Origin of the sequence: Paraburkholderia sp. PGU19, assembly GCF_013426915.1 — a bacterium.
In the GTDB taxonomy this organism is placed as follows: domain Bacteria; phylum Pseudomonadota; class Gammaproteobacteria; order Burkholderiales; family Burkholderiaceae; genus Paraburkholderia.
Genome location: NZ_AP023179.1, coordinates 1,928,966 through 1,955,158 on the forward strand (window position 1 = coordinate 1,928,966; position 26,193 = coordinate 1,955,158).

At 63.5% G+C, this 26,193-nt stretch carries 22 protein-coding genes and 2 pseudogenes; 4 read left to right on the forward strand and 20 right to left on the reverse strand.

The features are described from left to right. Positions 1 to 2: 2 nt before the first annotated feature. The 7 genes from H1204_RS08830 to H1204_RS08860 all read right to left on the reverse strand — a co-directional run bounded on the left by H1204_RS08830 (position 3) and on the right by H1204_RS08860 (position 9,093). A complete protein-coding gene (locus tag H1204_RS08830; protein ID WP_180730814.1) occupies positions 3 to 1,154 on the reverse strand; it encodes a glycosyltransferase family 4 protein in 1,152 nt (383 codons plus the stop codon). Further along, on the reverse strand, positions 1,151 to 2,113 hold the full coding sequence (locus H1204_RS08835) for a glycosyltransferase (protein ID WP_180730815.1): 963 nt from the start codon (positions 2,111 to 2,113) through the stop codon (positions 1,151 to 1,153). The genes H1204_RS08830 and H1204_RS08835 overlap by 4 nt, the downstream gene beginning before the upstream one ends. Positions 2,114 to 2,180: 67 nt before the next feature. Further along, entirely contained in the window at positions 2,181 to 4,373 is a 2,193-nt protein-coding gene (locus tag H1204_RS08840) for a polysaccharide biosynthesis tyrosine autokinase (RefSeq protein ID WP_180730911.1), read from the reverse strand. 176 nt (positions 4,374 to 4,549) lie between these two features. After that, complete coding sequence (locus tag H1204_RS08845) at positions 4,550 to 5,731, reverse strand: polysaccharide biosynthesis/export family protein (protein ID WP_180727985.1); 1,182 nt, start codon at positions 5,729 to 5,731, stop codon at positions 4,550 to 4,552. Beyond that, entirely contained in the window at positions 5,725 to 6,177 is a 453-nt protein-coding gene (locus H1204_RS08850; protein ID WP_180727986.1) for a low molecular weight protein-tyrosine-phosphatase, read from the reverse strand. The genes H1204_RS08845 and H1204_RS08850 overlap by 7 nt, the downstream gene beginning before the upstream one ends. Positions 6,178 to 6,210: 33 nt before the next feature. Then, positions 6,211 to 7,620, reverse strand: coding sequence for a UDP-glucose/GDP-mannose dehydrogenase family protein (locus H1204_RS08855; protein ID WP_180727987.1), 1,410 nt, complete (start codon positions 7,618 to 7,620; stop codon positions 6,211 to 6,213). A gap of 75 nt (positions 7,621 to 7,695) precedes the next feature. After that, positions 7,696 to 9,093, reverse strand: a complete 1,398-nt coding sequence (locus tag H1204_RS08860) for an undecaprenyl-phosphate glucose phosphotransferase (RefSeq protein WP_180727990.1) — start codon at positions 9,091 to 9,093, stop codon at positions 7,696 to 7,698. A gap of 623 nt (positions 9,094 to 9,716) precedes the next feature. Here H1204_RS08860 and H1204_RS08865 point away from each other — a divergent pair. Beyond that, positions 9,717 to 11,246 (forward strand): mannose-1-phosphate guanylyltransferase/mannose-6-phosphate isomerase, encoded by a 1,530-nt coding sequence (locus tag H1204_RS08865; RefSeq protein WP_180727992.1) that lies wholly within the window; start codon positions 9,717 to 9,719, stop codon positions 11,244 to 11,246. A 240-nt stretch (positions 11,247 to 11,486) separates the two neighbouring features. On the opposite strand, the gene H1204_RS52925 is transcribed toward H1204_RS08865, so the two are convergent. The 3 genes and pseudogenes from H1204_RS52925 to H1204_RS08875 form a co-directional block, all read right to left on the reverse strand. Beyond that, positions 11,487 to 12,311: a DUF6566 family protein gene (locus H1204_RS52925; RefSeq protein WP_346015740.1), complete on the reverse strand. Its 825-nt coding sequence runs from the start codon at positions 12,309 to 12,311 to the stop codon at positions 11,487 to 11,489. Positions 12,312 to 12,554: 243 nt separating this feature from the next. Further along, positions 12,555 to 12,773, reverse strand: a pseudogene (locus H1204_RS51220) (transposase); the annotation flags it as partial. A 561-nt stretch (positions 12,774 to 13,334) separates the two neighbouring features. Then, positions 13,335 to 13,631, reverse strand: a complete 297-nt coding sequence (locus tag H1204_RS08875) for a YciI-like protein (protein WP_180727995.1) — start codon at positions 13,629 to 13,631, stop codon at positions 13,335 to 13,337. Positions 13,632 to 13,895: 264 nt separating this feature from the next. On the opposite strand from H1204_RS08875, the gene H1204_RS08880 reads away from it, so the two are divergent. The 3 genes from H1204_RS08880 (at position 13,896) to H1204_RS08890 (ending at position 15,996) form a co-directional block, all read left to right on the forward strand. Next, positions 13,896 to 14,198, forward strand: coding sequence for a PsiF family protein (locus H1204_RS08880; RefSeq protein ID WP_042314200.1), 303 nt, complete (start codon positions 13,896 to 13,898; stop codon positions 14,196 to 14,198). A gap of 333 nt (positions 14,199 to 14,531) precedes the next feature. After that, on the forward strand, positions 14,532 to 14,978 hold the full coding sequence (locus tag H1204_RS08885) for a hypothetical protein (RefSeq protein WP_180727996.1): 447 nt from the start codon (positions 14,532 to 14,534) through the stop codon (positions 14,976 to 14,978). Between the two features lie 430 nt (positions 14,979 to 15,408). Further along, positions 15,409 to 15,996: a YSC84-related protein gene (locus tag H1204_RS08890; RefSeq protein WP_180727997.1), complete on the forward strand. Its 588-nt coding sequence runs from the start codon at positions 15,409 to 15,411 to the stop codon at positions 15,994 to 15,996. Between the two features lie 220 nt (positions 15,997 to 16,216). On the opposite strand, the gene H1204_RS08895 is transcribed toward H1204_RS08890, so the two are convergent. From H1204_RS08895 to mltG, 10 genes and pseudogenes are all read right to left on the reverse strand, one after another. After that, complete coding sequence (locus H1204_RS08895; protein ID WP_180727998.1) at positions 16,217 to 17,287, reverse strand: glycosyltransferase family 4 protein; 1,071 nt, start codon at positions 17,285 to 17,287, stop codon at positions 16,217 to 16,219. 413 nt (positions 17,288 to 17,700) lie between these two features. After that, complete coding sequence (locus H1204_RS08900) at positions 17,701 to 18,864, reverse strand: AAA family ATPase (protein WP_180728000.1); 1,164 nt, start codon at positions 18,862 to 18,864, stop codon at positions 17,701 to 17,703. Positions 18,865 to 18,958: 94 nt separating this feature from the next. Beyond that, a complete protein-coding gene (gene otsA, locus H1204_RS08905; RefSeq protein ID WP_180728001.1) occupies positions 18,959 to 20,404 on the reverse strand; it encodes an alpha,alpha-trehalose-phosphate synthase (UDP-forming) in 1,446 nt (481 codons plus the stop codon). A gap of 279 nt (positions 20,405 to 20,683) precedes the next feature. Beyond that, positions 20,684 to 21,039, reverse strand: a pseudogene (locus H1204_RS08910) (Rap1a/Tai family immunity protein). A gap of 141 nt (positions 21,040 to 21,180) precedes the next feature. Continuing rightward, positions 21,181 to 21,918 (reverse strand): ankyrin repeat domain-containing protein, encoded by a 738-nt coding sequence (locus H1204_RS08915; RefSeq protein WP_180728002.1) that lies wholly within the window; start codon positions 21,916 to 21,918, stop codon positions 21,181 to 21,183. Between the two features lie 51 nt (positions 21,919 to 21,969). Then, positions 21,970 to 22,761: a TatD family hydrolase gene (locus H1204_RS08920; protein ID WP_180728004.1), complete on the reverse strand. Its 792-nt coding sequence runs from the start codon at positions 22,759 to 22,761 to the stop codon at positions 21,970 to 21,972. 54 nt (positions 22,762 to 22,815) lie between these two features. Further along, a complete protein-coding gene (locus H1204_RS08925) occupies positions 22,816 to 23,322 on the reverse strand; it encodes a GNAT family N-acetyltransferase (protein WP_180728006.1) in 507 nt (168 codons plus the stop codon). Positions 23,323 to 23,399: 77 nt separating this feature from the next. Continuing rightward, the gene (locus H1204_RS08930) at positions 23,400 to 24,458 is read right to left on the reverse strand and encodes a DNA polymerase III subunit delta' (RefSeq protein WP_180728007.1); all 1,059 of its coding nucleotides are present in this window, start codon (positions 24,456 to 24,458) and stop codon (positions 23,400 to 23,402) included. A 93-nt stretch (positions 24,459 to 24,551) separates the two neighbouring features. Continuing rightward, positions 24,552 to 25,172, reverse strand: coding sequence for a dTMP kinase (gene tmk, locus H1204_RS08935; RefSeq protein ID WP_180730912.1), 621 nt, complete (start codon positions 25,170 to 25,172; stop codon positions 24,552 to 24,554). After that, the gene (gene mltG, locus H1204_RS08940) at positions 25,172 to 26,182 is read right to left on the reverse strand and encodes an endolytic transglycosylase MltG (RefSeq protein WP_180728009.1); all 1,011 of its coding nucleotides are present in this window, start codon (positions 26,180 to 26,182) and stop codon (positions 25,172 to 25,174) included. Before mltG ends, tmk begins: the two co-directional genes overlap by 1 nt. Positions 26,183 to 26,193 lie beyond the last annotated feature (11 nt).

Below are 26,193 nucleotides of genomic sequence, written 5' to 3' on the forward strand. Positions count from 1 at the left end.
GCTTACATCCCTCCCCGGCTCTGCGACGGCACGCGGGCGTTTGCACCCGCGTTCGCCTTCTGCGCGGGATGCGCGTGTTGCGCTTGCCGGCGCAGCAGGTCGCGCGTGAGCCTCACGTGCTGCTGCGCATAGTGCTGCGTCGTGTGATCGCGCGACACGAGTTCCATCGACGCCGCCTGCGCCTGTTGCAGCGCTTCGCCCGGTGATGCGATGAGGCCGAGCAACGCCTCGCGCAGCGCGTCCGCGTTGAACGGCGGCACATACGCCGCCGCGCTCGCCGAAAAGTAATCCTGCAGCCCGCCGACGTTCGTCACGACCATCGGCTTGCCGACGGCGGCTGCTTCCAGCATCACGGTGATTCCGGATGCGTGCGTGTTAGGGCGCAGGGGCACGACGACCACGTCGGCCCAGTCGTACAGTTCACGCTGCTTCTTCAGGCCCGCAGCGGGCGCGACCTGCACGTTCAGCGAACGCAGTGCGCGCGGAATGCGCCGCCGCGTCGCGAGACGCACCGCGAAGCGCGGATCGTTGCCGACGGCCTTGATCAGCGTTTCCCAGTCGCGGTCGCGATCGTTGCCGATCGCCGCGATGCGCAGCGGCGTATTCGGCTGCCATGTCTTCGGCGGCTGCACGGGAAAGTCGCGCGTGTTCAGCCCGTAGAAAAGCTGCGTCGCATCGCGGCAGAAGTAGTCGCGGCACAACTCGGCGTTATCGCGCGCAAGCGTCGTCAGAAGATCGGCACGCCCAATCAGCTTGCGATAAAACCAGCGGCGCAGAACGCCATAGTTCGGCCACTTGTCGATCAGCCACACGCTTTGCGCGAGCAATAGCGGTTGCTCGTCGCGCTTGCCGTTCATCAACAGCATCAGCGCGGCCGACAGCCATTCCTGCTCGGTGTGCGTCCAGATGACATCCGAGCGCAGCATCTCGTCGCGGTTGCGCAGCGTGTGGATCAGGTCGAAGCCGAGCACCGTCTTCAGTGCGCGGCGCATGAGACGTACCGGCTTGCTTTCCTTCGCGTCCTGCGAATAGCTCAACTTGAATTCGTCGGACTCGGCATGGTGATAGCCATACAGGCAGCCGATGTTCTCGCCCGGGCGGTAGAAACGCGGATCAGCGCCGTAGAACAGATGTACGTGAACCTTTGTCGTCATGCGTGCACCCCCGTCCCGGTGCCCGTATCGCGCTGCTGCGCGAACGCGCGGCGCGCTTCACGTGCGCCCGTGCGCACGGCATGCCAACGCGCGAGCTTGGTGCGCGCGCCTTTCGACGTCAGCGCAAGCAACGCATGCAGCGCGCCTGGATAAACGCGCGTGCCGACGAGTGCATACCACCACCATGCGACTTCGCGCTGCCCGGCGGGCAACTGCTCGCGCAGGATCAGATGCAGGTTGTACGCGGCATTGCGCACGGCAGTCAGCGACTGCGCATCGCGGCGGTCTTCGTCGAAACGTTCGGCGGGGTAATGATCGACGGCGACGCGCGGATCGTAGACCAGCTTCCAGCCCGCGTTCTTCACGCTCATGCTGAACGCCATGTCGTTGTGCACCTGCGCGCCTGCGCCGCGCAAGCGGCCGTCGAAGCGGATCGTGCGCACGGCATCGCGCCGGTAGCTCATGTTCGCGCCTTTGAGCAGATCGACTTCGCGCGCTTCGCCCACGCCGAGATGATGATTGCCGATGATCTTGCCCGACTTCATCATCTTGCCGACCAGAAAGCGCGAGCCGTCGAGCACGCCGCCCTTCTGATGCACCCAGTCACGTCCGCCCAATGCACCGAGGCGTGCATCGCTCTCGAAGGCAGCACCGATGCGGCGCACCCAGTCGGCGTGCGGCGCGGCGTCGTCGTCGGTGATGGCGATCACGTCGCCTGTCGCGGCATCGAGCCCGCGGTTGAGCGCGGCCACCTGGCCCGGCAACTCGACGGTCGCGACGTTCAGCGGCAACGCGCCGACCACGAGGGGATCGGCGAGGCATGCGTGCGTCGCCTCATCATCGGGACGCGCGACCACCACGACTTCGTCGGGCACGCGCTCCTGCTTCTGCAAGGCCGCGAGACAGCGCGCGAGGTCCTGCGGGCGGCGAAAGGTCGGCACCAGTACCGTTATCTTCATCCTGTACTCTCCGTGGCTTGTCGATGGCGCACGGGCCTTGCCTCGCAGGCAAGACCCAACGCGCGCATCAGGTGCTCAGGTATTCCTGCACGGCCGCGTAGCTGCGGTCGTAGTTGCCGCGCGCGCGCGGTGGCATCGCGTTGAAGATCGCGCCCTGCACGTGCACGCCCGCCGAATGCAGGCGCTTCAATGCGTCGGCGATCTCGCCTTCGCTGTGCATGCCCGAGCGCACGACGAAGAACGTCGAGCCCGCATAGCCGCCGATGATCGACGCATCGGTCACGGCCAGCACAGGCGGCGTGTCGATCAGGATCACGTCGTAGCGCTTGCCCAGCCCTTCGAGGTACTGCGGCAGGCGCGGCGACATCAGCAGTTCGGACGGGTTCGGCGGACGGCGGCCGCACGAAATGAACGACAGGTTGTCGATTTCCGTCGCGCGCACCGCTTCTTCCAGCGAAACCTGCCCGCTCAGCAACTCCGACAGGCCGTTGTCCTGCGAGCCGCCCAGATGCTTTTCCAGCGCGCCGCGCCGCATGTCGCCGTCGATCATCAGCACGCGCTTGCCCGAATGCGCGAGCAGCACGGCGAGGTTGATCGTGAGGAAACTCTTGCCGACGCCGGGCAGCGGGCCCGTGAACATCACGATGTGGTTGCGCGAATCCTGCAGCGTGAACTGCATCGACGTGCGCAGGCTGCGCAGGCTTTCGATACACACGTCCTTCGGCTTCGCGTTCGCGAGCACCGCGCGTTGGCGCGTGCCGCCGCGCACTGCGGCGTTCTCCAGCAGCGCCTGTTCTGACGACAGCGGCACGAGACCATAGACGGGCAGATGGAAGGTGCGCTCGACCGTTTCGGGGTCGTCGATGCCCTTGAACATATTGCGGCGCAGGAACACGAAACCCGTGCCCAGGATCAGCCCGAGAATCGTCGCCGCCGACAGGATCAGCACCTTCTTCGGCTTGACGGGCGAACCGGGACGCAGCGCGGCATCGACGATGTGCACATTGCCGCCCGTGCCCGCTTTCTGCACGGACAGTTCCTGCACGCGGTTGAGCAGCAGCACGTAGATGTCTTCGGCGACCTTCGCATCACGCTGCAACTGCACGGCCTTCACTTCCGTAGCAGGCAGATCGCGGAAACGGTCCGAGTATTTCGCGCGCTGCGCCTGCAGTTCGGCCATCTGCTGCTGAGCGGCCTTGATCGTCGGGTGATCGTCGCCGTAGCGCTGTTCAAGCTGCGAAATCTGCAAACGCAGTGCCGAAATCTGCTGCTCGTACTGGATGCTGCCTTCCAGATAGACCTTCGCTTCGTCGCTCGCGTTGATCGAGCCGCTCTTGCTCTGATACGCCGTCAACGCCGCTTCCGCGCGTTCGAGATCGGACTTCAGGCGCGGCTCTTCGCTTTTCAGGAAGTCGAGCATCCGGCTCGCATCGGCCTGCTTGGTGCGGATGTGCTCCAGCAGATACGACTGCGCAAGCGCATTGGCGACGGCGGCCGCGTGCTCGGGGCTCTGGTCTTCGAGCGAGATCGAGATCACGCCCGTCTGTTTGCCCTGCTCCTGCACGTTGATGGCGGACTGGAACGCGGCGATCGCGTCGAGGTCGTTCGCGCGCATCACCGTGAACTGCGTGCCGGGCCGCGCGACGAGCTTGTTGACCAGCATCGTGACGCCACCGCCCTGCTCCCGCTGGCCTGCCTGGCCGCGCAGCAGCAGTTGGCCGTCGGGCGTCATCAGCGTGTAGCGTTCGTTGTCGAGCGTGGTGAGGACCAGCTTCTGGCCTTCGAGCTCAGGTGTCACGTCGAGCGAATCGACGTCGGCCACTTCGCCGCCCCACGCATACGAGCCGAGGCCGAGCCACGGCTTCGCGGGCTGGCCCGGCGTCGCGAGGCGCGCAGCGAGGCTGCCGAGCACGGGAATCGTCTTCGGCGCGATCGAGAAGTTCAGCTTCATGTCGTGAACCACGGGCGCAACCACGCCGCGGCTCTTGATCATTTCGATCTCGGCGTCGGTGGGGATCGTCGACTGTCCCGTCGAGATCGTCGCGCCCGTTTGCGTCTGCGTGAGCGCTTGCGACGTGTTGTCCGACGTTTCCACGCGCACGTGCGCATCGGCCGAATACACGGGCTTCGCGACATAGCAGTAGAAGCCGGCAATCGCGATGATGGTCGCGGCGATGCCGATCAGCCACCAGATGTCGTCGATGATCACCTGTAGCAGTTGGCCGAGGACCACGTCCTCTTCTTCGGTTCTGGCCTGCATGGCCAGATGGGGATTGGCTTGAGTGCTCACTTGGATACTCGCTTGAGTGCTCAGGGTTGACCCGGGTCGGGTCGCCAGCGGCATCCGGTGCGTTGCATCCGTTCGTGTTCCAGATGCGAAGCGCCGGGATGCCGGCAGCGGTTGAGGCATTGCAACTGCAATGAGACGTCAGGACATCAGCGCGTCAGCTGCTTCAGGTAGAACAGCGTCTGCACCGTCGGCAGGACCTGTTGCAACACGCGGTTGAATGTCGTCGATGCGGCCGTGCCCACGTACACCACGTCCATCGGCTGCAACTGGAATTGCGACGACAGCATGATCGCGTCGGGCTGCGTCATGTCGAGGCGATACACGTCGGGCGTGGTCGGCTTGTCCTTCATGCCGCGCATCACGTAGATCTGGCGCGGGTTCGCGTCGGTGTCGAGAATGCCGCCCGCCTGCGTGAGCGCATCGGCAATCGTCAGTTCGCCCTTGTTCATCGGCACGGGGACGGGCGACTTCACTTCGCCCATCACGAAGATGCGCGTGTCGCTGCGGTCCGGCACGTTCACGATGTCGCCGGGTTCGAGCATCACGTTCTGCGTTGTATCGCCCTTGTCGAGCATGCGGTTCGCGTCGAGCACGTAGAGCTTGCCCTTGCGCGTGAGGCGCACGCGCTGCAGATCGGCGTTGTCGGACGAGCCACCCGAGCGGGTGATGGCGTCGACCAGCGTGAGCGGCACGTCGGACAGCGCGAGCGGTCCCGGCGTTTTCACGTCGCCCGTCACCTGCACCTTCTGGCTGCGGTACGACAGCACGCGCACGTCGACCTGCGGATCGCGGATGTACGGAATCAGCTTCTTGCCGAGTTCGTCGCGGATCTGCGCAGTGGTCCGGCCCGACGCCCGAATGCGGCCGACGAACGGGAAATAGATCGTGCCGTCGGGCGCGACCGTCTGTCCATACGGATCAGCCTGGCCCGGCAGCGCCTGCGTGTACGGCTGCTGCAACGCACCGCCGATCGACTGCGTGGTGTTGCCGCCCGAAGAGAGCGTGCTGCCGTTCGGCGTCGTCAGTTCCGGGTGGTCCCACACGGTGATGCCGAGAATGTCCTGCGGCGCGACGTGATAGATGTACTGCGTCGGATCGGCGAACGGGCCCGGCGGCGGCAGCACCTGCTTCGCAATGGCGTCCGCCGTTTGCGCCTGCTGCTTCTGGATCACCGAGGCATCGATCAGCGTGACCGGGTACGTCTCGGCCGGCTTGTTCTGCGAGTCTTCCTTCAGACGCGACGTGTCGAGGTAATTCCCCGGTGCGGTCGCGCACGCCGACAGAAAAGTCGTCAGCAGAATAGATAACGTGATATTTCGTTTCAGCATATTTTGTCCAGCCATCCCATGACGAGGTGTTCGATGTGCGCGAGGCTGTCGCGATACGCGCCTTCGTCGCGTCCATGCGGATCGACGACGTCGGCGCTTCCCCACTTGTTCCACTTGCCGAGCGCATAGACCTTGCCGCGCGACGTGGGATCGAGCGCTTCCACGTCCTTCACTTGCCGCTGTTCGGTGACGAGGATCAGGTCGGCATCGCGCACGAGCTTGCCGTCCAGGCGCCGTGCGCGATGCGCGCTGCTTTCCACGCCGCGTTCTTCGAGCAGACGCCGCATCACCGGGTCCATGCCGTAGCCGTCGATCGCACGCAGGCCCGCCGAGCGAAACGCAATGGGCTGCGCGCCGCGCGTGTCTTGACGCGACTTGAACAGTCGCTCGGCAGCGGGCGAGCGGCACACGTTGGCGTGGCAGACGATCAGAACGTTCGCGAACATGGGCGGCCTCTTTGCAGTCGATGACGCCTGGGGTTACAGCGCAGCAGCCGTAGCAAGCGAAGCGACAGCGGCTTCGGATTGCGCGGGCTGACGGCCAATCGCGTGATACTCGATGCCCAGCTCGCGCATCGTGTCCGGTTCATACAGATTGCGGCCGTCGAAGATCAGCGGCGTTTTCAGGAGCGTCTTGAGGCTGTCGAAATCCGGGCTCTTGAAGACCTTCCATTCGGTGAGGATCACCAGCGCGTCAGCCTGATGGGCCGCCTGCATTTCTTCGTCCGCGAACGTGAGGCGCGCGAGATGCTGCGGCTTGTCTTTCAGGTCGAGCGCGAACACGCGCTTCGATTCGTCGACGGCGACGGGGTCATAGGCCACGACCTTCGCGCCGCGTGCCAGCAGTTCGGCGATCAGCGCGCGGCTCGGCGCTTCGCGCATGTCGTCGGTATTGGGCTTGAACGCCAGACCCCAGACGGCGAACGTGCGGTCCGACAGGTCCTCGCCCAGACGCGCGACGATCTTGTGCGCGAGGATCTTCTTCTGCGTTTCGTTGACGGCTTCAACGGCTTCGAGAATGCGCAGGTTGTGGCCCATCTCGCTGCCCGTGCGGATCAACGCCTGGACGTCTTTCGGGAAGCACGAGCCGCCATAGCCGCAGCCGGCGTACAGGAAGTCGTAGCCGATGCGAGGGTCCGAGCCCATGCCGCGGCGCACCGCTTCGATATCGGCGCCGACGCGGTCGGCGAGATTCGCGAGGTCGTTCATGAACGAGATGCGCGTCGCGAGCATCGCGTTGGCCGCGTATTTCGTGAACTCGGCGGAACGCACGTCCATGTACAGCGTGCGTTCGTGATTGCGGTTGAACGGCGCGTACAGGCGCTTCATCAGTTCGCGCGCCTTTTCGCCGGGCACGTCTTCGTCGCAACCGAGGATGATGCGGTCCGGGCGCGTGAAGTCGTCGACGGCGGCGCCCTCTTTCAGGAACTCGGGGTTCGACACGACCGAGAACATCTGCTTCAGGCCGCGCTGGTTCAACTCTTCCTGCACGGCCTGCGCGACGCGGCGCGCAGTGCCGACGGGCACCGTCGATTTATCGACGATCACCTTGAAGCCCTTCATATGGCGGCCGATATTGCGCGCCGCTGCCAGCACGTATTGCAGGTCGGCCGAACCGTCCTCGTCGGGCGGCGTGCCGACGGCGATGAACTGGATGTCGCCATGCGCGACGGCCGCTTCGATATCCGTCGAAAACTTCAGGCGCCCCGCCTTGCGGTTGCGCGCGATGATCTCCAGCAGACCCGGCTCATGGATCGGCACGCCGCCGTCGTTCAGCACGTCGATCTTGCGCTGATCGACGTCGAGGCAGAATACGTCGTGCCCGATGTCTGCCAGACAGGCACCCGTCACGAGGCCCACGTATCCGGTTCCAACGATCGTCAGGTTCATGAATTACACCTCGGAGATTGAATGGTTCAGTGAATGAAGAACGCGCGGCGTTCTATCCGATGGACGCCACGCGCGTCAGTACGCGTTGCTGCCCACGAAGCCCTTCCAGAAGGTCAGGCCCACGATCTTGATGTCGAGCCAGAAGCTCCAGTGCTGCATGTAGTACAGATCGAGCTTCACGCGGCCCATCATCTTTTCGATGCGGTCGGTTTCGCCGCGATAGCCGTTGATCTGCGCCCAGCCGGTGATGCCGGGCTTGATCCGGTAGCGGTGCATGTAGCCCTTCACCAGATCCTTGTAGATGTCGTCGTGTTCGAGCGCATGCGGACGCGGCCCGACCACCGACATCTCGCCGCGCAGCACGTTGATGAACTGCGGCAGTTCGTCGAGGCTGGTGCGGCGCAGGAACGCGCCGACGGGCGTGATGCGCGGATCGCGGCGCGTGGCCTGGGTGATCTTGCCCGCCTGTTCCTGGTGGACCTTCATCGAGCGGAACTTGAAGATCTCGAACTCGCGTCCGTCGATGCCCTTGCGCCGTTGTCGGAAAAGCACCGGGCCCGGCGACGACAGCTTCACGGCCACGGCAATCGCGAGCAGCACCGGCGCGAGCGCCGTCAGCGCGGCGAGTGCGAATAGACGGTCGAAGATCCGCTTGGGCAGCACGCGCAGATCCGTGATCGGCGACGCGGCGAGATTGATCGCGGGTACGCCGAGCAGATCGACCATCGGCTGGTTCAGCAGCGTCAGGCTGCGTACATCCGGGATGAAGCGGATGTTCACGAAGTCGTTGCGGAACTCCATCACGAAGCGATGGATGATCTTCTCTTTCGACATCGGCAGCGCCATCCACAACTCGCGCACCGAACGGCGGCGCATCTCGTCGATCATCGCCGCGTAGTCGCGCTGCACGGGCACGCCTTCGATCGCTTCCGGCTCGTCGATGTCTTCGTAGTGGCTGCGGTTGTCGTTCTCGTCATAGACGAGCACGGGGCTGAAGCCGGCTTCGGGACGGCTGCGCATCTGCTCGATCAGAAACTTGCCGTACGGCGCGCCACCGACGATCGCCACCTTCTTCTGGTTGAAGCCCTCGCGGCGCAAGCCGCGCAGCACGGCATGCACGAGCGCCTTAGTGACGATCAGCAGCACCACGCTCGCGCCGGCCCAGTACGCGAGCCACAGACGCGACAGCATGTCCGAGCGGTGCAGGCTGAAACTCATCAGGATGCCCGTCACCTCGACCATCAGCCAGCCCATCGACACACGCCACAGCAGGTCGTACAGCGGCTTGCCCCGCCACGACTGATAGATGCCGAGTGCCGGAAAGAACAGGATCACGAGCAGGCAGTCGAACGCCAGCGACACGCTTTGCATGTCGTCGAGCCACACGAAATGCCCTGCGTGCAGCGCGGCCGCGATCAGCGCGCCAAGCGCGACCATGCCGATGTCGATGATTCTCGATAGAACGCTCAGCATCTGCTGCCCCTCGCCTTGTCTGTCAGTTCAATCAAGTTCTATCCACGGTCCGTTGAAAAGTGCGCTGCTTGATTCGCCAGCCGGCTTTGCGTCTTTGCGAATGAACAGGCAACGCGGAAAAGCAAAGCATTTCGCATTCGACGTATTGCGGTTTGCATCGACGGTCGAATACGAATGAATTGCGCCGGTGAGTGAATACCCTTGTACAAGCCTAGATAAAGCGGCATTAAAATTCCGGCCGCAAGGCGGCAAAAAATCTCAAAATGTATCGGCACGATTTACGATATTTTTTCCGATTTTATTCGGTAACTTTTGCCGGATTATGCGAATTCACGCCACACTTCGCGCCATTCGTCCCGCCTTTGCTGTGTTATTTTTTCCGTTGCACTGTCAGTCGATGCCGCTCGCGTGTCCGTCAGTCTCGGCATTCCTCGGCAGCGAATTGTGTCGTGTCAATTTTTACCTGATTTATTTTCTATTTTTCCAGCATTGCGAAATTATTCGTTAATGCATGACGATCATTTTGCATTGGAATTATTCGCCAGAAATTCAATGCCGATTTATTGACGCATTACGACGTGATAAAAACGAAGGCATTCATCCCGCTTCGAGGAGTTATCACCATGACTGCTACGGCGTCAGACGTCGACAATCGACAGGCGAATCAAACCCGGCTCAACGTCAAGCTCAAGGTTCATCCCGTGATACTGGCTGGCGGTTCGGGAACACGGCTGTGGCCGATGTCGCGCGAACAGCATCCGAAACAGCTGATCGGTCTGCTAGGCGCAGACTCGCTGCTGCAATCGACGACGCAACGGCTCGATGGGCTCGATGCCGGTTATCCCGTCGCCGAGCAACTGGTCGTTGTCTGCAACGAAGAACATCGCTTCACGACGGCCGAGCAATTGCGCGTAAGCGGCAAACAGAGCCGCCTGATTCTCGAGCCCTGCGCGCGCGACACGGCACCGGCGTTGACGATCGCGGCGCTTTCTGTGCTCGCGCAGGACCAGGACGGCATCATGGTCGTGATGCCCGCCGATCACGCCGTGACGGACACCGAAGGTTTTCACGCCGCCGTCGCGGCAGGCGTGCAGCACGCCTCGAACGGCCAGATCGTGACGATGGGTATCGTGCCGTCGCGCGCCGAAACAGGCTACGGCTATATTCGTATCGGTGCTTCCCTGCCCGCAGTCGAAACGGCCAGCGAGCGCGTGATCGACGCGCACCAGCTCGACCGCTTCGTCGAAAAGCCGCATATCGAACTCGCGCAACGCTACGTCGAGTCGAAAGAGTACTGGTGGAACAGCGGCATCTTCATTCTGCGCGCGTCGACGTGGATCAAGGCCGTGCGCCACTTTCATCCCGCCATTTACGAAGCCTGCGAAGCCGCGCATGCGCAAGGCACCACCGATGGCGACTTCTTCCGCGTGCAGCGCGACGCGTTCGGCGCGTGCCCGTCCAACTCGATCGACTACGCGGTGATGGAACGCCTTGGCGGCGACACGTCGGTGTGCACGGGCGTCGTCGTGCCGCTCGATGCCGGCTGGTCCGACGTCGGCTCGTGGGACGCGATCTGGGACATCCTGCCGAAGGACAGCAACGATAACGTCGGCCGCGGCAACGTGATGTTCGAAGGCGCCGGGTCGACGTTCGCGCATTCCGAAGGCCGCTTGATCGCGTGCGTCGGCACGCAGGATCTCGTCGTCGTCGAAACGGATGACGCGATTCTCGTCGCCGACAAGCGCCGCGTGCAGGACGTGAAGAAGGTCGTGGGCCGCATCCGCGAAGCACATGGCACGGAGGCCGTGAACCATCGCAAGGTGCATCGCCCGTGGGGCCACTACGATTCCGTCGACATGGGCGAGCGCTTCCAGGTGAAGCGCATCGTCGTGAAGCCGGGCGCGCAACTGTCGCTGCAGATGCACCATCATCGCGCCGAACACTGGATCGTCGTGCGTGGCACGGCGCTCGTTACGCGCGGCGAAGAGCGCTTCATTGTGTCGGAAAACGAATCGGCGTATATCCCGCTCGGCGTCACGCATCGTCTCGAGAATCCGGGCAAGATGCCGCTCGAAATCATCGAGGTCCAATCGGGCTCGTATCTCGGCGAAGACGACATCGTTCGCTTCGACGACACATACGGCCGGCGATAACGCACGTCGTTAACGAACGCAGCAGAGACGGACGCGGATTGATTGCGCCCTTCTCTGCCGCGACGTGTTTGCCGATGGTTCAGGTTGAAATTGCGGGTGAAGCGCGCGATGCAGTGAACCACTGCATCGAATCACGACAATGAACGACGAGACAGCAACGACGCGCCTGACCACTGCGCGTCTGCCTAGGTAACCGGTTCCAGTTCTGGCTCAAACGATGGCGTGCCTACGCCATCGTCATCATCCTGCGTGCCAAAGCAGATTCGACGGCATCGGGTAGCGTTCGCCCGTTTTGTTGTCCTTTGCGACTTCGGACGGATAGCGGCGCAACGGCATCAGACGAGGATTCAGATGCTGCGGCAGATGCGGATTGCCCGTTGCGGCGACAACGTTTGCGGCGGCGAGCGCAGGCGTCGGTGTGAGTTCGGGCATGGCGCGCGTGACCGGCCGCACGGCGACCTTCGGCATGTGCATCCCCACGCTCAACGGGTTCGCGTGCAGTCCTGCAGCGGCTTCAGCCGTCCTGCATTCGCGGTCGATCCACTGCCGCGCCCAGTCGAGCGCAAAACGGTGCGCTGCGTCGACATCGGCGAAACGCGGGCCGATCAGGCCGGAGCGCTCGACGCGCTTGCCGTCCTTCATGATCTCGGCCCACGCGCGGAATGCATCGTTGGGCACCTGCTCCGCCTCGACGTAAATCGTATAGCCCTGGCGGTCGGCGACCTGCAGGCCGCGCGGCGCCGTGAGGCTCATCCACAACGGCGTGCGCTGGCTATCCGATGCGCTATCCGCCAATGTATCCGCCGAAGCGCTCGCGCTGGACGCGTCTTCGCCATGCGCGTCGGCTTGCACCGACGCGGCATAAGAGTCTGCAGCGCGCGCCTGCATCGGCGCTTGCACAGCTTGTACCGCTTGCACATCGAAGCGCTGCACGTCGCTGAAGACGACGCCGGCATCGAGCGCGCTCGCAGCGGTCAAGGCGGCCACGTCGCTGGCGCGCGGCGCCTCGACGAAACCCGTCTCGACGGCAGCCGAGCCCGCCAGCTGACGCGTGATGTCGGCCATCGGCGCGAGCGCGCGCCAGCCCGTCGGTGCGCCATTCGGCACGCCCGACTCGGGAGACGACGCTTGCCACGTCTCCGGGCTCTTCCAGAACACGCCGCGCGCGAGATCGTCGCGCGGCTTCGGCGCTTCGACCACGGGCGCCGGCTTCGGCGCTGCGGGCGGCGTCGGCTCAGGAATGTACGCGAACGCGCGCCCATTCAGCGTCAACAGACGGATCACTTCAGCCAGCGTGCCGTTGGCTTGCCACTCCTCGAAGCGGCGACGGCACGTAGGGCCTGACGGATAGCGGCCGGGAAGCTTCGACCACGGCTCACCCGTAGTCAGGATCCACAGAACGGCATTGGCCACGATTCGGGGTTCGGCGCGGGGCCGTCCGCGTCGGTTCAGGCGGACGGCTGGCTCGTCGGAAACAAGCGCAGATACTTGCGCCCATTCGTCATTGCTTAGCTCATCGAAAAACATTGAGTTCTCCACGCAGCCTGGCCTGGCTGCGGCGTTGGGCTCGCACGAACTTCATTTTGGCGGTTCGTGTCGTGTCCGCGGTTGCACAATATGCTTATACGTTCGTGCGCCGGAATGGATAAAAGCACATCGTTAGTGCGCTTATTCACCGGGACGACGCACAAAACGTGGTCTCACTCGTGCATGGGAGAATTTGTGCACAAATCATACCATTGCCAGGGTTTGTCTGAATATGACTGAGACAAGTGTTACGGATAGAAACAATCTTGTCCTTTTTGCTGCGTCGTTTAGTTCATGGCTGTCACAGAAATGTCGTCGGCCGCAACGCTTCGCACATTGCGCGAACAGCGCGACGCAGCGTGTCCATGCTCGCGCCGCCGCCATGACAAACGCGTGTGCGCGTGGATTGCACACAACAGAATTGACGCAGTTACATTCGTTTTAATGTGCGGCGCATAAGGTGCGCGTGTGCGGCGGCGTTTCTATTTGTTATGCATCGTTGCCGCTGCGTGAAACGAATGTTGCGTACGGGTGGCGTGATTCGTGGCGTGGATGGGTGGCTCAACGCACGGGCATCGCCGCGTGCTCGCCGACGACCGTGGTCCACGGCCGCACCCGCCATTTCGTGACGAGTCCGTTGAGCACATACGGGTCGGCTTGCGCGAACGATTCAGCGACGGCGGGTGAATCGCCCTCGAAGAGCAGCACGGCCATATCGACGGGATCGGCGAGCGCGCCGCCGAGATGCAGTTCGCCGCGTTCGGCCGCCGCCCATGCGAGCTTCAGATGCGCACCGCGAAACTCCGCACGACGCTCAAGATAATCCGACGACACATCGTAGATCAGCAGATAGTGCATGGCGAAAACTCCTGGATGGCGATGACAGTAACGACTCAAGCATAACGGTTCACGCGTTCAGGGTAAGCGATCTTAGGGAAAGACCTGTGCAGTCTGAGTACAGCGTGCGTCAACCGTTTGCACTGTCCGCTCGTTCTGACAGCACCATGCATAGCAATGGTGACGGCGATCACAGCGAAAGCTATCTGCCCGAGGCTGTTCGCCCCGGCTCGATGCCCGTCTCACGATAACCAACAACATTCACAACCCGTGATGGAGTGTCCCATGAAGATCCAAGCCGCTCTCGCTGCCCTCGCCCTGACGGGTCTGCTCGCGTCGCCTGCGTTCGCCGCGAATAGCCAGCAATCGAAGATGACCGACTGCAACAAGCAGGCGGGCGACAAGAAGGGAGACGAACGCAAGGCGTTCATGCAAAGCTGTCTATCGGCAAAGCCGGCGGCGGCCGCAGCCGCGTCGGGACCGATGACGCAGCAGGACAAGATGAAGATGTGCAACAAGCAGGCGGCCGACAAGAAAGGCGACGATCGCAAGGCATTCATGAGCACCTGCCTGAGCAACAAGGGCTGAGATCCGGCTTGCGTGTCGCGTTGCGTGGGCTCGCGCGGCGCGATTGGCGATGCGGTATCGACGGGCGGCGTCCAGTGCGGACGCCGCTTTTCTTTTGGGCTTCGTCATCGTGCCGCAGCGGGATCACGCGAAACCTTAGGCGTCGCGCATGCGCTCCCCGCCCCCGCTTGCGACATCGCGCACACAAGCCGTGCATTCGCGTCATCACACCCTGCACTTCCCGGCCGTTTTCTTCTATGATGGCGGCACAGACGGCCCATGCCCCACACAAAACAAGTCCCACGGGCCGCCAGCTTGTCGTTGATGCCGCAAGCGCATCGCACGGAGGCAAGGATGGTTGGGAGACACAAGAATCGCTGGTTGCGTCGCTGGCTGGTGGTGATCGTATTCTGGGCTGTGCCCGTCGCGATCGTCGCCGTGCGCGAGATTCAGGAGGAAATGGCCTATAACCGGGTCGACCTGAACAACGCGCTCACGACCTGGCAGCTGACCGACGCGCAACGCGCCGCAGGCGCCGCCGCGCGCTGCCACGGCACGCCCGACGTTGCGCGCGAGGCCGGCTGCCCCGCCGAAGTGCTGAGCGCGAACGCGCCGCGCCAGCAGGACGCGATCAACGAGTACGCGGTCCGCAAGAGCACCCTGGCAGGCTATCTGTGGCATGCGTTCGTCGGCTACTGGGTCGTGCCCGCCGCAACCATCTTTGCGATCGGCTTCATCATCGGCATGGTGCGCCGTGCGCTGAGACGACCTCCCGTCAATAAAAGTCCAGCGAATCATTAGCTCTCAACCCGCGTGTTCGCGCTGCATAGCGTTCCGAACGAGAGTTTGCATACGGCATGCGGTGCGCTTCCGACGCGCTGCTGCGGTTTTCCCGCAACACTTTCCGTTCGCTTACAGTGAGATTCGACGCAGTGCAAAAACGGTAAATACGACTGCTTCCGGCGGACATTCTCGCGGCTCGAATCCGTGCCAACGACACGCATTGCCGTCTCCGCACGCGAGTGCCGGACAGCAGCCGGACAGGCTTCCCACCCGCGCAACCGACCGGCCAGAATTACCCAACAGATCGCTGACCATCGGCGGAGCGCCCGTCACACAAGGGTTTGCGCGGTGTCCCCAGAACCCTTGCATTACTGGTTGGTGTGATATAACTAAATAGGCAACCCGCGTGAACTGAGGCTGCACCCCGGAACCACGATGGAGAAAAACGATGCAAAGACGAAACTTCATGCTGAAGAGTACCGCCGCGCTCGCTTTCGGAACCCTTGCACTGGCCGGCTGCACCACCACCAAGAGCAGCGGGGAGTCTGCCGCTACGGACATGTCGAAGCGTCAGTCGATCGACGCCAGCGTCGACGGCACCATGTCCCGTCTCTACACGACGGTTCAAGGCTCGCGCGAGCTGGTTTCGAAGGCGCGCGGCATTCTCGTTTTCCCGTCCGTGCTGCAGGTCGGCTTCGTGGTCGGCGGCCAGTATGGAGAAGGCTCGCTGCGCGTGGGCGGCGGCACCGTCGGCTACTACAGCACGATTTCCGGCTCGTTCGGTTTGCAAGCCGGCGCGCAGTCGAAGGCGATCATCTTCCTGTTCATGACGCAGGACGCGCTCGACAAATTCCGCAGCTCGGACGGCTGGGCGGTCGGCGCCGATGCGTCCGTCGCGCTCGTCAAGATGGGCGCGAACGGCACCGTCGATACGACCACGGCCACCGCACCCGTCCAGGTGTTCATCCTGACGAACTCCGGCCTGATGGCCGATGTGTCGCTGGCGGGCACCAAGGTGTCGAAGCTCAAGATCTGACGGCACGGCGGCCTCGATGCGGGCCGCCGCAGCGCTACGGGACGCGGACGCGAGTCCGTTTTGCGGTTCCGGCAAGTCGTCGATGGCGGGCGCGCGGCAACGCCGCGCTCGCCCATTGGCGACGGATGTGATGAACGCGAGGGATGACGGGTGAATGACCAAGGGCGACGCAATCGTCAGATTGCGTCGCCCTTTCTTTATCCGGCTTTGACGTCTCGTTTCAGGTGCTCGACGACGCGTCGATCACCTTGAAGCGCGAGCGCTTCTGCGCGCGGATCACCGACTGATACGCGTCCACGTATTGCTGCGCCATCCGGTGCGACGTGAAGCGTTCTTCGAAGCGCTGGCGCACGCCCGCGCGCGGCAGCTTGTGCAGACGGTTGACGGCGGCCACCGCGCCGATCTCGTCCTCGACGATGAAGCCCGACACGCCGTCGTCGATCACTTCGGGCACCGAGCCGCGATTGAAGGCGATGACGGGCGTGCCGCATGCCATCGCTTCGATCATCACCAGGCCGAACGGCTCCGGCCAGTCGATCGGAAACAGCAGTGCATGCGCGCCGGACAGAAACTCGGCCTTCTGATGATCGGCGATCTCGCCGATGTACTCGACATACGGCAGATCCAGCAACGGCTTGATATCACGCTCGAAGTACTCTGCGTCGGCGGCATCGACCTTCGCGGCGATGCGGATCGGCATGCCACAGCGGCCCGCGATGCGGATCGCCGTATCGACGCGCTTCTCCGGCGAGATCCGGCCGAGAAACGCGAGGTACTTCTGCTCGACGGGCTGCGGCGTATAGAGCGTTTCGGGCAGGCCGTGATAAACGGTGCTGAGCCAGCGCGCCTGCGGCAACGGATGACGCTGCGAGTTCGAGATTGAGATCACGGGCGCGGTGTTGAAGGTGTCGAAAACCGGCTGCTGCTCGGGCAGATCAAGGCGCCCATGCAAGGTCGTGACGAACGGCGTGTCCTGCCGCTTGAACACCGAAAACGAGTAGTAGTCCATGTGAAAATGGAGCACGTCGAACTCTTCGGCCTGACGGCGCACCAGCTCCATCAGCAGCATGTGCGGCGCAATGCGGTCGCGAATGCCGGGGTCGAGCCGCAGCGCGCGCGGCCACACGGGTTCGAGCTTCGCGCGCGTGACGGAATCCCCGCTTGCGAACAGCGTCACGTCATGGCCCAGGTCGACGAGCGCCTCGGTGATGTACGACACGACGCGCTCAGTCCCGCCATAGAGCTTGGGCGGCACCGATTCGGTCAAAGGAGCGATCTGCGCAATTCTCATCTGTGTCTCCAGGGGCCGCATGGGAGCGGCGGCAGCGAGCGGTGGCGAACGAGTATGACAGCAGGCAGGCAGCCGATCAAACGCGGTTTGGCGATTTCATGCGCGCTGTGGCGCAATGTCGGGTTTATCCGTACGCGGCGTCTGGACCATATCGGAACGACGGCTGCGCAACGCTTCCGGGCTTTCTAAAAGACACGCGCGCCCGACCTTCGGGCCACTCGTGTCCTGTGCACTGATTATTGCCCGGTAGCTGCCGAAACATCGTAGGTATTTCAATTGCATTACGCTGTTACAGTCGGGAAACACTCGGTGCGGGCAATCCCTTCTTGCCCTTTCTCGCGATTTACTGCGGCGTGCGAAGCGCCTTGCCCTTGTCGCTTGCTCCACGTCGCGCGGCGTCACGCCACATCGCGCTAGCGGGCGGGCCACTTCCACGCCGGCAGATCGCGCGACTCGGCATCGGCGATGCGGGTCGCGCCCAACTGCTTTTCGAGCACGACGGATTCGCTGCCCTCCTCACGCTCCAGTGCCGCGATGAGCCGCGCCGCATGCGACACGACGATCACCTGCGAACGCAACGACGCCCGCGCGATCAGCCGCGCGAGCGCCGGCAGCAGATCGGGATGCAGACTGGTTTCCGGCTCGTTCAGCACGAGCAGCGCGGGCGGCCGGGGCGTGAGCAGCGCCGCGACGAGCAACAGGTAGCGCAGCGTACCGTCGGACAATTCGGCGCCCTTCAGCGCGCGCAGCAAGCCCTGCTGCTGCATCGTCACCTCGAAGCGCCCTTCGATATTGGTGATCGCCACGCGCGAACCGGGAAAGGCATCGTCGATGGCGGCATCGAGCGCGTTGGCGTCGCCGATCTCGCGGATCGTCTGCAGTGCGGCGGCCAGGTCCGCGCCGTCGTCGCCGAGCACGGGCGTGTGGGTGCCGATCTGCGGCAGGCGTACGGGGGACTCGGCATCCGTTCTGAAATGATCGTAGAAGCGCCAGGAACGGATCTGCTCGCGCACGGCGATCATCTCCGGTGCGCTACGTGGATCGGAAAACTCCGTCATCATGCTGTCGAAACTGGCGACGGTATGCGGAATGGTCTGCCATTCACCGTCGTCGTCACGCGTGCGGATCGAAGCACCATGCCGGTCGACCAGCAGCGCCGACGGACGCAACACGGGACCGCTCCAGATGCATTCGCGCTTGATGACGGGGTCGAGACCGAACTGCGTTTCGCCCGGAATGGGCAGGCCGAGATCGATGGCATAGCCGAACTCGTCGCCCGCAAAACCGAGCCGCAGATTGACGGGCTCCGTGCGTCGCGTGCCCTGCACGGGCGTGTCGCCCGCCAGCATCGCGCGGGAAAAGCGCTCTGGTCCCGCCCATAGCGTGGACTGCAGCCCGCCCTCGCGTGCCAGCGACGGAATGACGCCGCCGCGCGCCGTGACTGCCAGCAGCCGCAACGCGCGATACACACTCGACTTGCCGCTGCCGTTCGCGCCCGTAATCACGTTCAGACGCGCGAGCGGGACGATCAGATCTCGCAGCGAACGATAGTTGGCGATGGCGAGCGTCGTCAGCATGCGGGCTCCGCAAGGCCGGCGCCTCGGTTGGACAAATCGGACACGACAGGATTGTTCTGCACGTCGAATGAACGCCCGCGCTGCTCGCGCCGCATTAGCCGCGCCCCGCCTTCTTTGCCGGCGCCCGTCCTTCGCGGACGCTATCCGATATTGGCGCAGGCGTGGGGACACTGCGCAGATCGCGCAGGAACGAATCGCGCCACACGCCGAGATCGTTTTTGCGCAGTGCCTGCATATCCATCTCGTGACGCCGCTGGCGCTCGTCGAGCGGCATGGCGAGCGCGCGCTGCAACGCGTCGCACATGCCGAGCGAATCATGAGGATTCACGATCAACGCGCCTTCCAGTTCGGCCGCCGCGCCCGCGAACATCGACAGCACCAGCACGCCCGGGTCGTCCGGATTCTGGGCCGCGACATATTCCTTCGCGACGAGGTTCATCCCGTCGTGCAAAGGCGTGACGAACCCGACCTGCGATTCGCGGAACAGCGACATCAGTTTCCAGCGGTCGTACTGCTGGTTCAGATAGCGAATCGGCGTGTAGTCCAGACCTGAGTATTTCCCGTTGATACGTCCTGCTTCGTATTCAAGCTGCTGACGGATGTCCTGGTATGTGGTGACATCGGAGCGCGTGGGCGGCGCGATCTGCACGAGCGTGACATTGCCGCGCCACTCGGGCGAACGCTCCAGCAATGCTTCGAACGCGCGAAAACGCTCGACCAGCCCTTTCGAATAATCGAGCCGGTCGACGCTCATGATCAGCTTGCGCCCCTCAAGGCTCTGCTTCAGATCGAGCACATGCTGACGGCTCTCATAGCGCTTCGCCTGTTCGGCGATCTCGTCGGGAAACACGCCAATCCGATAGACGCCCGTGCGCAACTGCCGGCCGAACGCTTCAGCGTGGCCATCGCTCGACACGGTGCCACGCGCGTGCCGGCGCAGATAGTCGTGAAAAGCGAGCTCGTCGTTGTCGGTCTGAAAACCGAGCAGGTCATAGCAGCACAGCGACTTCACGAGCTCTTCGTGCGGCGGGATGTTCAGCAGAATCTGCGGCGACGGAAACGGAATGTGCAGGAAGAAGCCGATGCGGTTCTTGACACCCTCTGATCGCAACGCCTCGGCGAACGGAATCAGGTGATAGTCATGCACCCAGATGATGTCGTCCGGCTCCAGCAGTTTGATCAGCTTGTGCGCCAGCCACGCGTTGACGCGACGATAGCCCGCGTATTCTTCGCGCTCGTAGCGCGCGAGGTCGTTGCGATAGTGGAACACGGGCCACAGGGTCGCGTTCGAAAATCCGCGGTAGTACTGGTCGTAGTCCTTGCGGGTGAGGCCCGTGGTCGCGAAGGTCACGGTGCCGTCGACGTCGAGCGTCGGCCCGGCGTTGGCGACTGTTTCGCTGACGACGTCTCCGCTCCACCCGAACCACACGCCGCCCGCGTCCTTCAGCGCGCCGAATACGCCAACCGCGAGCCCGCCCGCGGAGCCTTTGGTCTCCGTTGGCGTTGCCACGCGATTCGACACGACGATCAGTCGGCCCATGTTGCTGTCCCTCCGCTCTGGTTTGACGCGGCCGGTCTGCCGTGGCCGGCGCGCATTGTTCAGTGCTGGTTCGACCGCGGTTGCGCCCGATCAGTTGCACATTTGTGCGGGTCCGGACGGCATAGGCCAAAAGACCGGCCTGGCACTGTGTCTAAAACGCGTCTAAAGCGGTGAAAAAAGCAGAAAACGCGCGCGGTGCAGCGAGCACGGCGCGCGTCGAGATGAATCGCGATGAACGAAGCGTAGCGCCAAAGCGAAGCGACGAAAGCGAAGCGCCGCTCAGCTGCCCGACTTGCAGGGGAATGCCTTGCCGAGCCCCAGCGAGATGGCCGTGCTGGCGTTGTAGCCCGCCACGTTCGGGTTGTCGGCGATGTACTTGCGCACGGCGTCCGTCAGTTGCTGCGAGCGCGCTTCGGGCGGCAGGCAGAAATACTGGCCAACGCGCGGCCCCGTCGTTCCGCCGATTGCGTCGATCGTGTTGAACACGCCGTCCGCGGCGCCTTCGATATAGGCTGCACACGCGCTACGCGACGCAACGTCCGTCTTCGTGCACAGCTTGTTGAGGTCGCCCCCGTAAACGCGGCAGCCGTCAGCGGCACGGCGAGCGCGCCGGCGCAAATCAAAACCCGCAGCATGTTTTTTTCCTTCCTGGTGTAAGCCCGGAACTTGACGGTGTCCGGCGGTCTTTGCCGCGCGGCTTTAGCCACCCGTCCCGGCTGCAGTTCAGGCGCGTGGTGACCCGCGCCCAAGCTGCTATTTTGCACTGTTTTGCGGCGTTACTGGGGCGCCTGCGGGGCCTGTTTCTGCATTTGCTGGAGGCGAGCCGTCAGCCCTTCGACGACATCGGGCTCCTTGTACTGTTTGGCGAAATCGAGCGCGGTCAGGCCGAGCTGGTTTTTCACGTTGAGGTCCGCGCCGCTGTCGAGCAGCAGCTTCACTGTCGACACATGGCCGCCGCGCGACGCCATCATCAGCGGCGTGGTGCCGTTCGGCGAGCCGGCGTCGATGTACGCGTCGTGATCGAGCAGCAGCTTGACGATGTCGTCATTGCCGTTCGCCGCCGCGTAGTGCAACGGCGCCCAACCCTTCTTGTTGACCTCCGCATCTTTGGCGATGAGCTGCTTCACGATGCCGATGTCGCCCGTCAGCGCGGCCATCATCATCGCGTTTTCGCCCGCCTTGTCGAGAATTTCGATATTCGTCTTCGGATTATCGAGGAGCGCGGCGACCACCTTGTCCGATTTCTCGCGCGCGGCGATCACGAGCAGCGGGATGCCCTGGTTGTCGGCCATGTTCGGGTCCATGCCGTTCGCCAGTTGCTTCTTCACTTCCTTCACGTCGTCGAACTTGACGGCCTTGATCATCGTGTCGGCGGGTGCGGCGTGCGCAGGCAGCGCGCCGAGCGTCGCGAGCGCGACACCCGCTGCCAGCGTCAGTTTCGCCAGGCTGCGGCGCAGGTCGGCTGCGCGTGTGGAAATGGCGCCGTGGTGGCTCTCAGTCAGATAATTTTTCATGTATTGCTTTAGGAAAATTTCCTATCCTATTGATACTACGCATTTTTTTCTTCAAACGCCTGCTGGCGCCGGAATCTTGAACAGCCGGAAGAAGTTCTCGCTGGTGGCTGCCGCGAGCGCTTCGTCCGGCATCTCGCGCTGCTGCGCGATGAAGCGTCCGACATAACTCACGTACGCAGGTTCATTCGGCTTGCCGCGATACGGCACGGGCGCGAGGTACGGCGAGTCGGTTTCGATCAGCAGACGCTCGAGCGGCACGCGACGCGCGACGTCCTGCACGTCCGTCGCGCTCTTGAACGTGACGATGCCCGAAAGCGAAATATAAAAATTCTGTGCGAGCGCCTGTTCGGCAACGGCCCACGGCTCCGTAAAGCAGTGCATCACGCCGCCCGGCACGCTGGCGCGTTCCTCGGCCATGATCCGCAGCGTATCCGCCGACGACGCGCGCGTATGCACGATCAACGGCTTGCCCGTCTGGTGCGCGGCGCGGATATGCACGCGAAAACGCTCGCGTTGCCATTCCATGTCGTCGATCGAGCGGCCTTCGAGGCGGTAATAGTCGAGCCCCGTCTCGCCGATCGCGACCACTTTCGGATGCTGCGCCAGTTCGACCAGTTCGGCGACCGTCGGCTCCCGCGCATCCTCGTGGTCTGGATGCACGCCCACCGACGCATACACGTTGTCATAGGAACGCGCGATGTCCAGCACGGACGGCAGCGTTTCGAAGTCGACGGAGACGCACAGCGCGTGCGTGACCGCATGCGAGCGCATGTTGTCCAGCACTTGCGGCAGACGGTCGCCGAGTCCTTCGAAGTTGATATGGCAGTGGGAATCGACAAACATGGTGAAGTCCTGCAAAAAATCCGATGACGTTTGAGGCGAGCCGTACCGCGACGCCTATTGCGCGCCGTCCAGACGCTTGCCGAGGATGACCAGATCGCGCTCGACGCCGTCCAGCACCGCGACGCGCGGCAACGTGCCCCATGCCGCGAAGCCGAACGCCTCGAAGAGTCGCACGCTAGGCTCATTGTGGCCGAATACAAAGCCCAGCACCGTATCGATACCGAGTTTCGGCGCAGCTTCCAGCGCGGCTGCCAGCAGTTTCTTGCCCAGACCCTTGCCGCGCGCGGCTTCATCCAGATAAATGCTGACTTCGGACGTGCGCTGATAGGCCGGGCGTCCGTAGAAATCGGAAAAACTCAGCCACGCGATCACCCGTCCCTCATCTTCGACGACCCACAGCGGACGCTTCTCAGGACCGTGCGCGTCGAACCACGCGCGGCGGCTGTCGATGCTCACCGGCTCCAGATCGGCCGTGACTTGCCGCGACGGTACGGTCGAGTTGTAGATGGCGACGATCGCGGGCAGATCGTCGAGCGTAGCGTCGCGGTATTGAAGAGTCATGTCGATGTCGTTGATGGGAGGAGCTAAAAACGGTTGTGCTTCACTCGCGCTGCGAACGGATCTGGCTACTGGACTGGCTACTGGACGAACAGGTCGCGATAGCCGAGAAACAGTTCTTCGAACACGAGCCGCGCGTTGAGCGGATGGTTTTCGACCGCGCGTTGCCGCGCGACCGTCCGCATGAAGCGCGCGAAACCGTTCGCGTCGGCCTGCGACGCGCACCGCGAGAGCGCCGCCGACGCCGCCGGGAAATAACGCGGCGTGCCCGTCGTGCCCACGGTGGACTGGGCGAGCAGATCGTACATCCAGCGCTGCAGCCAGCCGAGCACGAGCGGCACGGGCAACTTCTGCAACGTCTCGCCGCACGCGAACGCATCGCAGTTCGGGCCGGCCGCCAGTTGTTTCAGGGTCCAGTCGCGCAGCGGGCGGTTTTCGTCGCTCGCAAGGGCGAGCGCCGCAAGCGGCGCGCCGCCTGCTTCCGCGACCAGGCCCGGCGCATCATCGACGCCCTGTTGCGCGAGCCACGCAGTGGCGGCCTGCGGCGACGGCGTCGTCATCGGCCATTGACGGCAACGGCTGATGATGGTCGGCAGCAGCCGGTCGATCCGCGCCGACACCATCAGGAACACGACGCCAGCAGGTGGCTCCTCGAGCGTTTTCAGCAGCGCATTGGCGGCCGCGACGTTCAGCGCCTCGGCGGGATACAGCACGACGACGCGCACGCCCCCGCGATGCGAGCCGACGCCGCAAAAGTCCAGCAGCGCCCGCACCTGCTCGATCTTGATTTCCTTGCTGGGCGTGCGCGTTTTCTTGCCGCCTTCGTCGGCGTCTGCGTTCGCTTTTTCGGCCTTTTCATCGGCGGCGGCGCTGGTGAAGCCCGCTTCCGCAGCGAGCGCCTCCGGCAGCACGATCCGGTAGTCCGGGTGATTGCCCTGTTTGAACCATGTGCACGCCGCGCAGGTGTCGCATGGCTGGCCGTCCGGCAACGCCGATTCGCACAGCAGGCCCTGCGCCAGATGCTGGGCAAAGCGCAGCTTGCCGATGCCGGCCTGCCCGTGAAGCAGCAGCGCATGCGGCCAGTGGGCGCGCAATTGCTGCAGGCGGTTCCAGTCGTCGGTTTGCCACGGATAAATCATCGTTTCTCTTTTGATTCAATAAGTTGAAGAAATTTTTTGATGTATCGAATGAGACTTGTCGCAGATATAGGATGAATTTATATCGACGTAAAATCAAAGCGATACGATCAATTCCTCAAGGTTCTTCTGAATGTCAGCGATGCTGCGCGTCGAGTCGATGATATCGAATCGATAAGGTGCTTCCTCCGCACGGCGCAGATATTCGGTGCGCGTGCGCGTGAAAAACGCATCCGATTCGCTCTCGAACCGGTCCGGCGCGCGCGCCGCGCTGCGCCGTTCGCTAGCCGTCTCGGGCGGTACGTCGAACAGCACGGTCATGTCCGGCTGGAAACCGCCCTGTACCCAGCGCTCTAGCGTTTCCAGCTTGTCGCGCGGTAGCCCGCGTCCGCCGCCCTGATAGGCGAAGGTCGCGTCGGTGAAACGGTCGGACAGCACCCAGTCGCCCCGCGCGAGCGCCGGCTCGATCACTTGCGCGAGATGCTCGCGGCGCGCGGCAAACATCAGCAGCGCCTCGGTTTCGAGGTCCATCGACTGATGCAGCAGGATGTCGCGCAGCGACTCGCCGAGTTTCGTGCCGCCCGGCTCGCGCGTCATGACGACGGAACGGCCGGTGGGCGCGAGCTTCTGCTCCAGCCGGTCACGGAACCAGCCGAGATGCGTGGTCTTGCCCGCACCGTCGATGCCCTCGAACGTGATGAATTTTCCCCGAGCCATCATTGACCTCGAATGTATTTGTCGACGGCCTTGTTGTGATCGCCGAGCGTGTCAGAAAAGATGCTGCTGCCGTCGCCGCGCGACACGAAATACAGCGCGCTGGTCTGCGCCGGATTGAGCGCGGCCTGTAGCGACGCAACGCCCGGCAGCGCGATGGGCGAAGGCGGCAGGCCCATTCGCGTATAGGTATTGTAAGGAGTGTCCGTCTGCAGATCCTTCTTGCGCAGATGGCCAGAGTAGCTCTCGCCCATTCCATAGATGACGGTCGGATCGGTCTGCAGCGGCATGCCGACGCGCAGACGATTGGCGAACACACCCGCGACCATCGGGCGGTCGGACGCCTTGCCCGTTTCCTTTTCGATGATCGACGCCATGGTCAGCGCATCGTACGGCGTCTTGTACGGCAGGCCCGGCGCGCGTGCCGCCCAGGCTTCGTCGATGCGCAGCTTCATCAGCCGGTACGCGCGTCGATAGACGTCGAGGTCGCTCGTGTCCTTGTCGAACAGGTAGGTGTCCGGGAAGAACAGCCCTTCGCCGTTGCCCGTCGGCGTTTCAGGCGCGCCGATCGCCTTCAGGATATCCGCGTCGGACATGGCCGCCGTATCGTGCTTCAGCGCCGGGTTCGAATCCAGTTCGGCGCGCATGTGCCTGAAAGTCCAGCCTTCAATGATCGTCGCCACGTACTCGTTGACGTCGCCACGCGCGATCTTCTGCAGCACGTCGTACGGCGTGATGCCCTGCTTGAATTCGTAGTTGCCCGACTTCAGCGCGGACTGTAGTCCGAGCACGCGCGTCATCATCACGAACAGTTCAGGCTCGACGGGCACGCCGCCCCGGTTGAGCTGCGTCGTGACGCTGCGCAGGCTGCTGTGCGGCTTGATCGTGACATCGAGTTGCGGGGTGGCGAGCGGGACGGGCGTGGTGGCCCAGTGGTACGCGCCGTACGCCGCGGCGGCGAGCAGCATCGCGAGCACGACGCAGGCGATGAGGCATTTCTTCAGGAGGGACATGGAAACGTGGT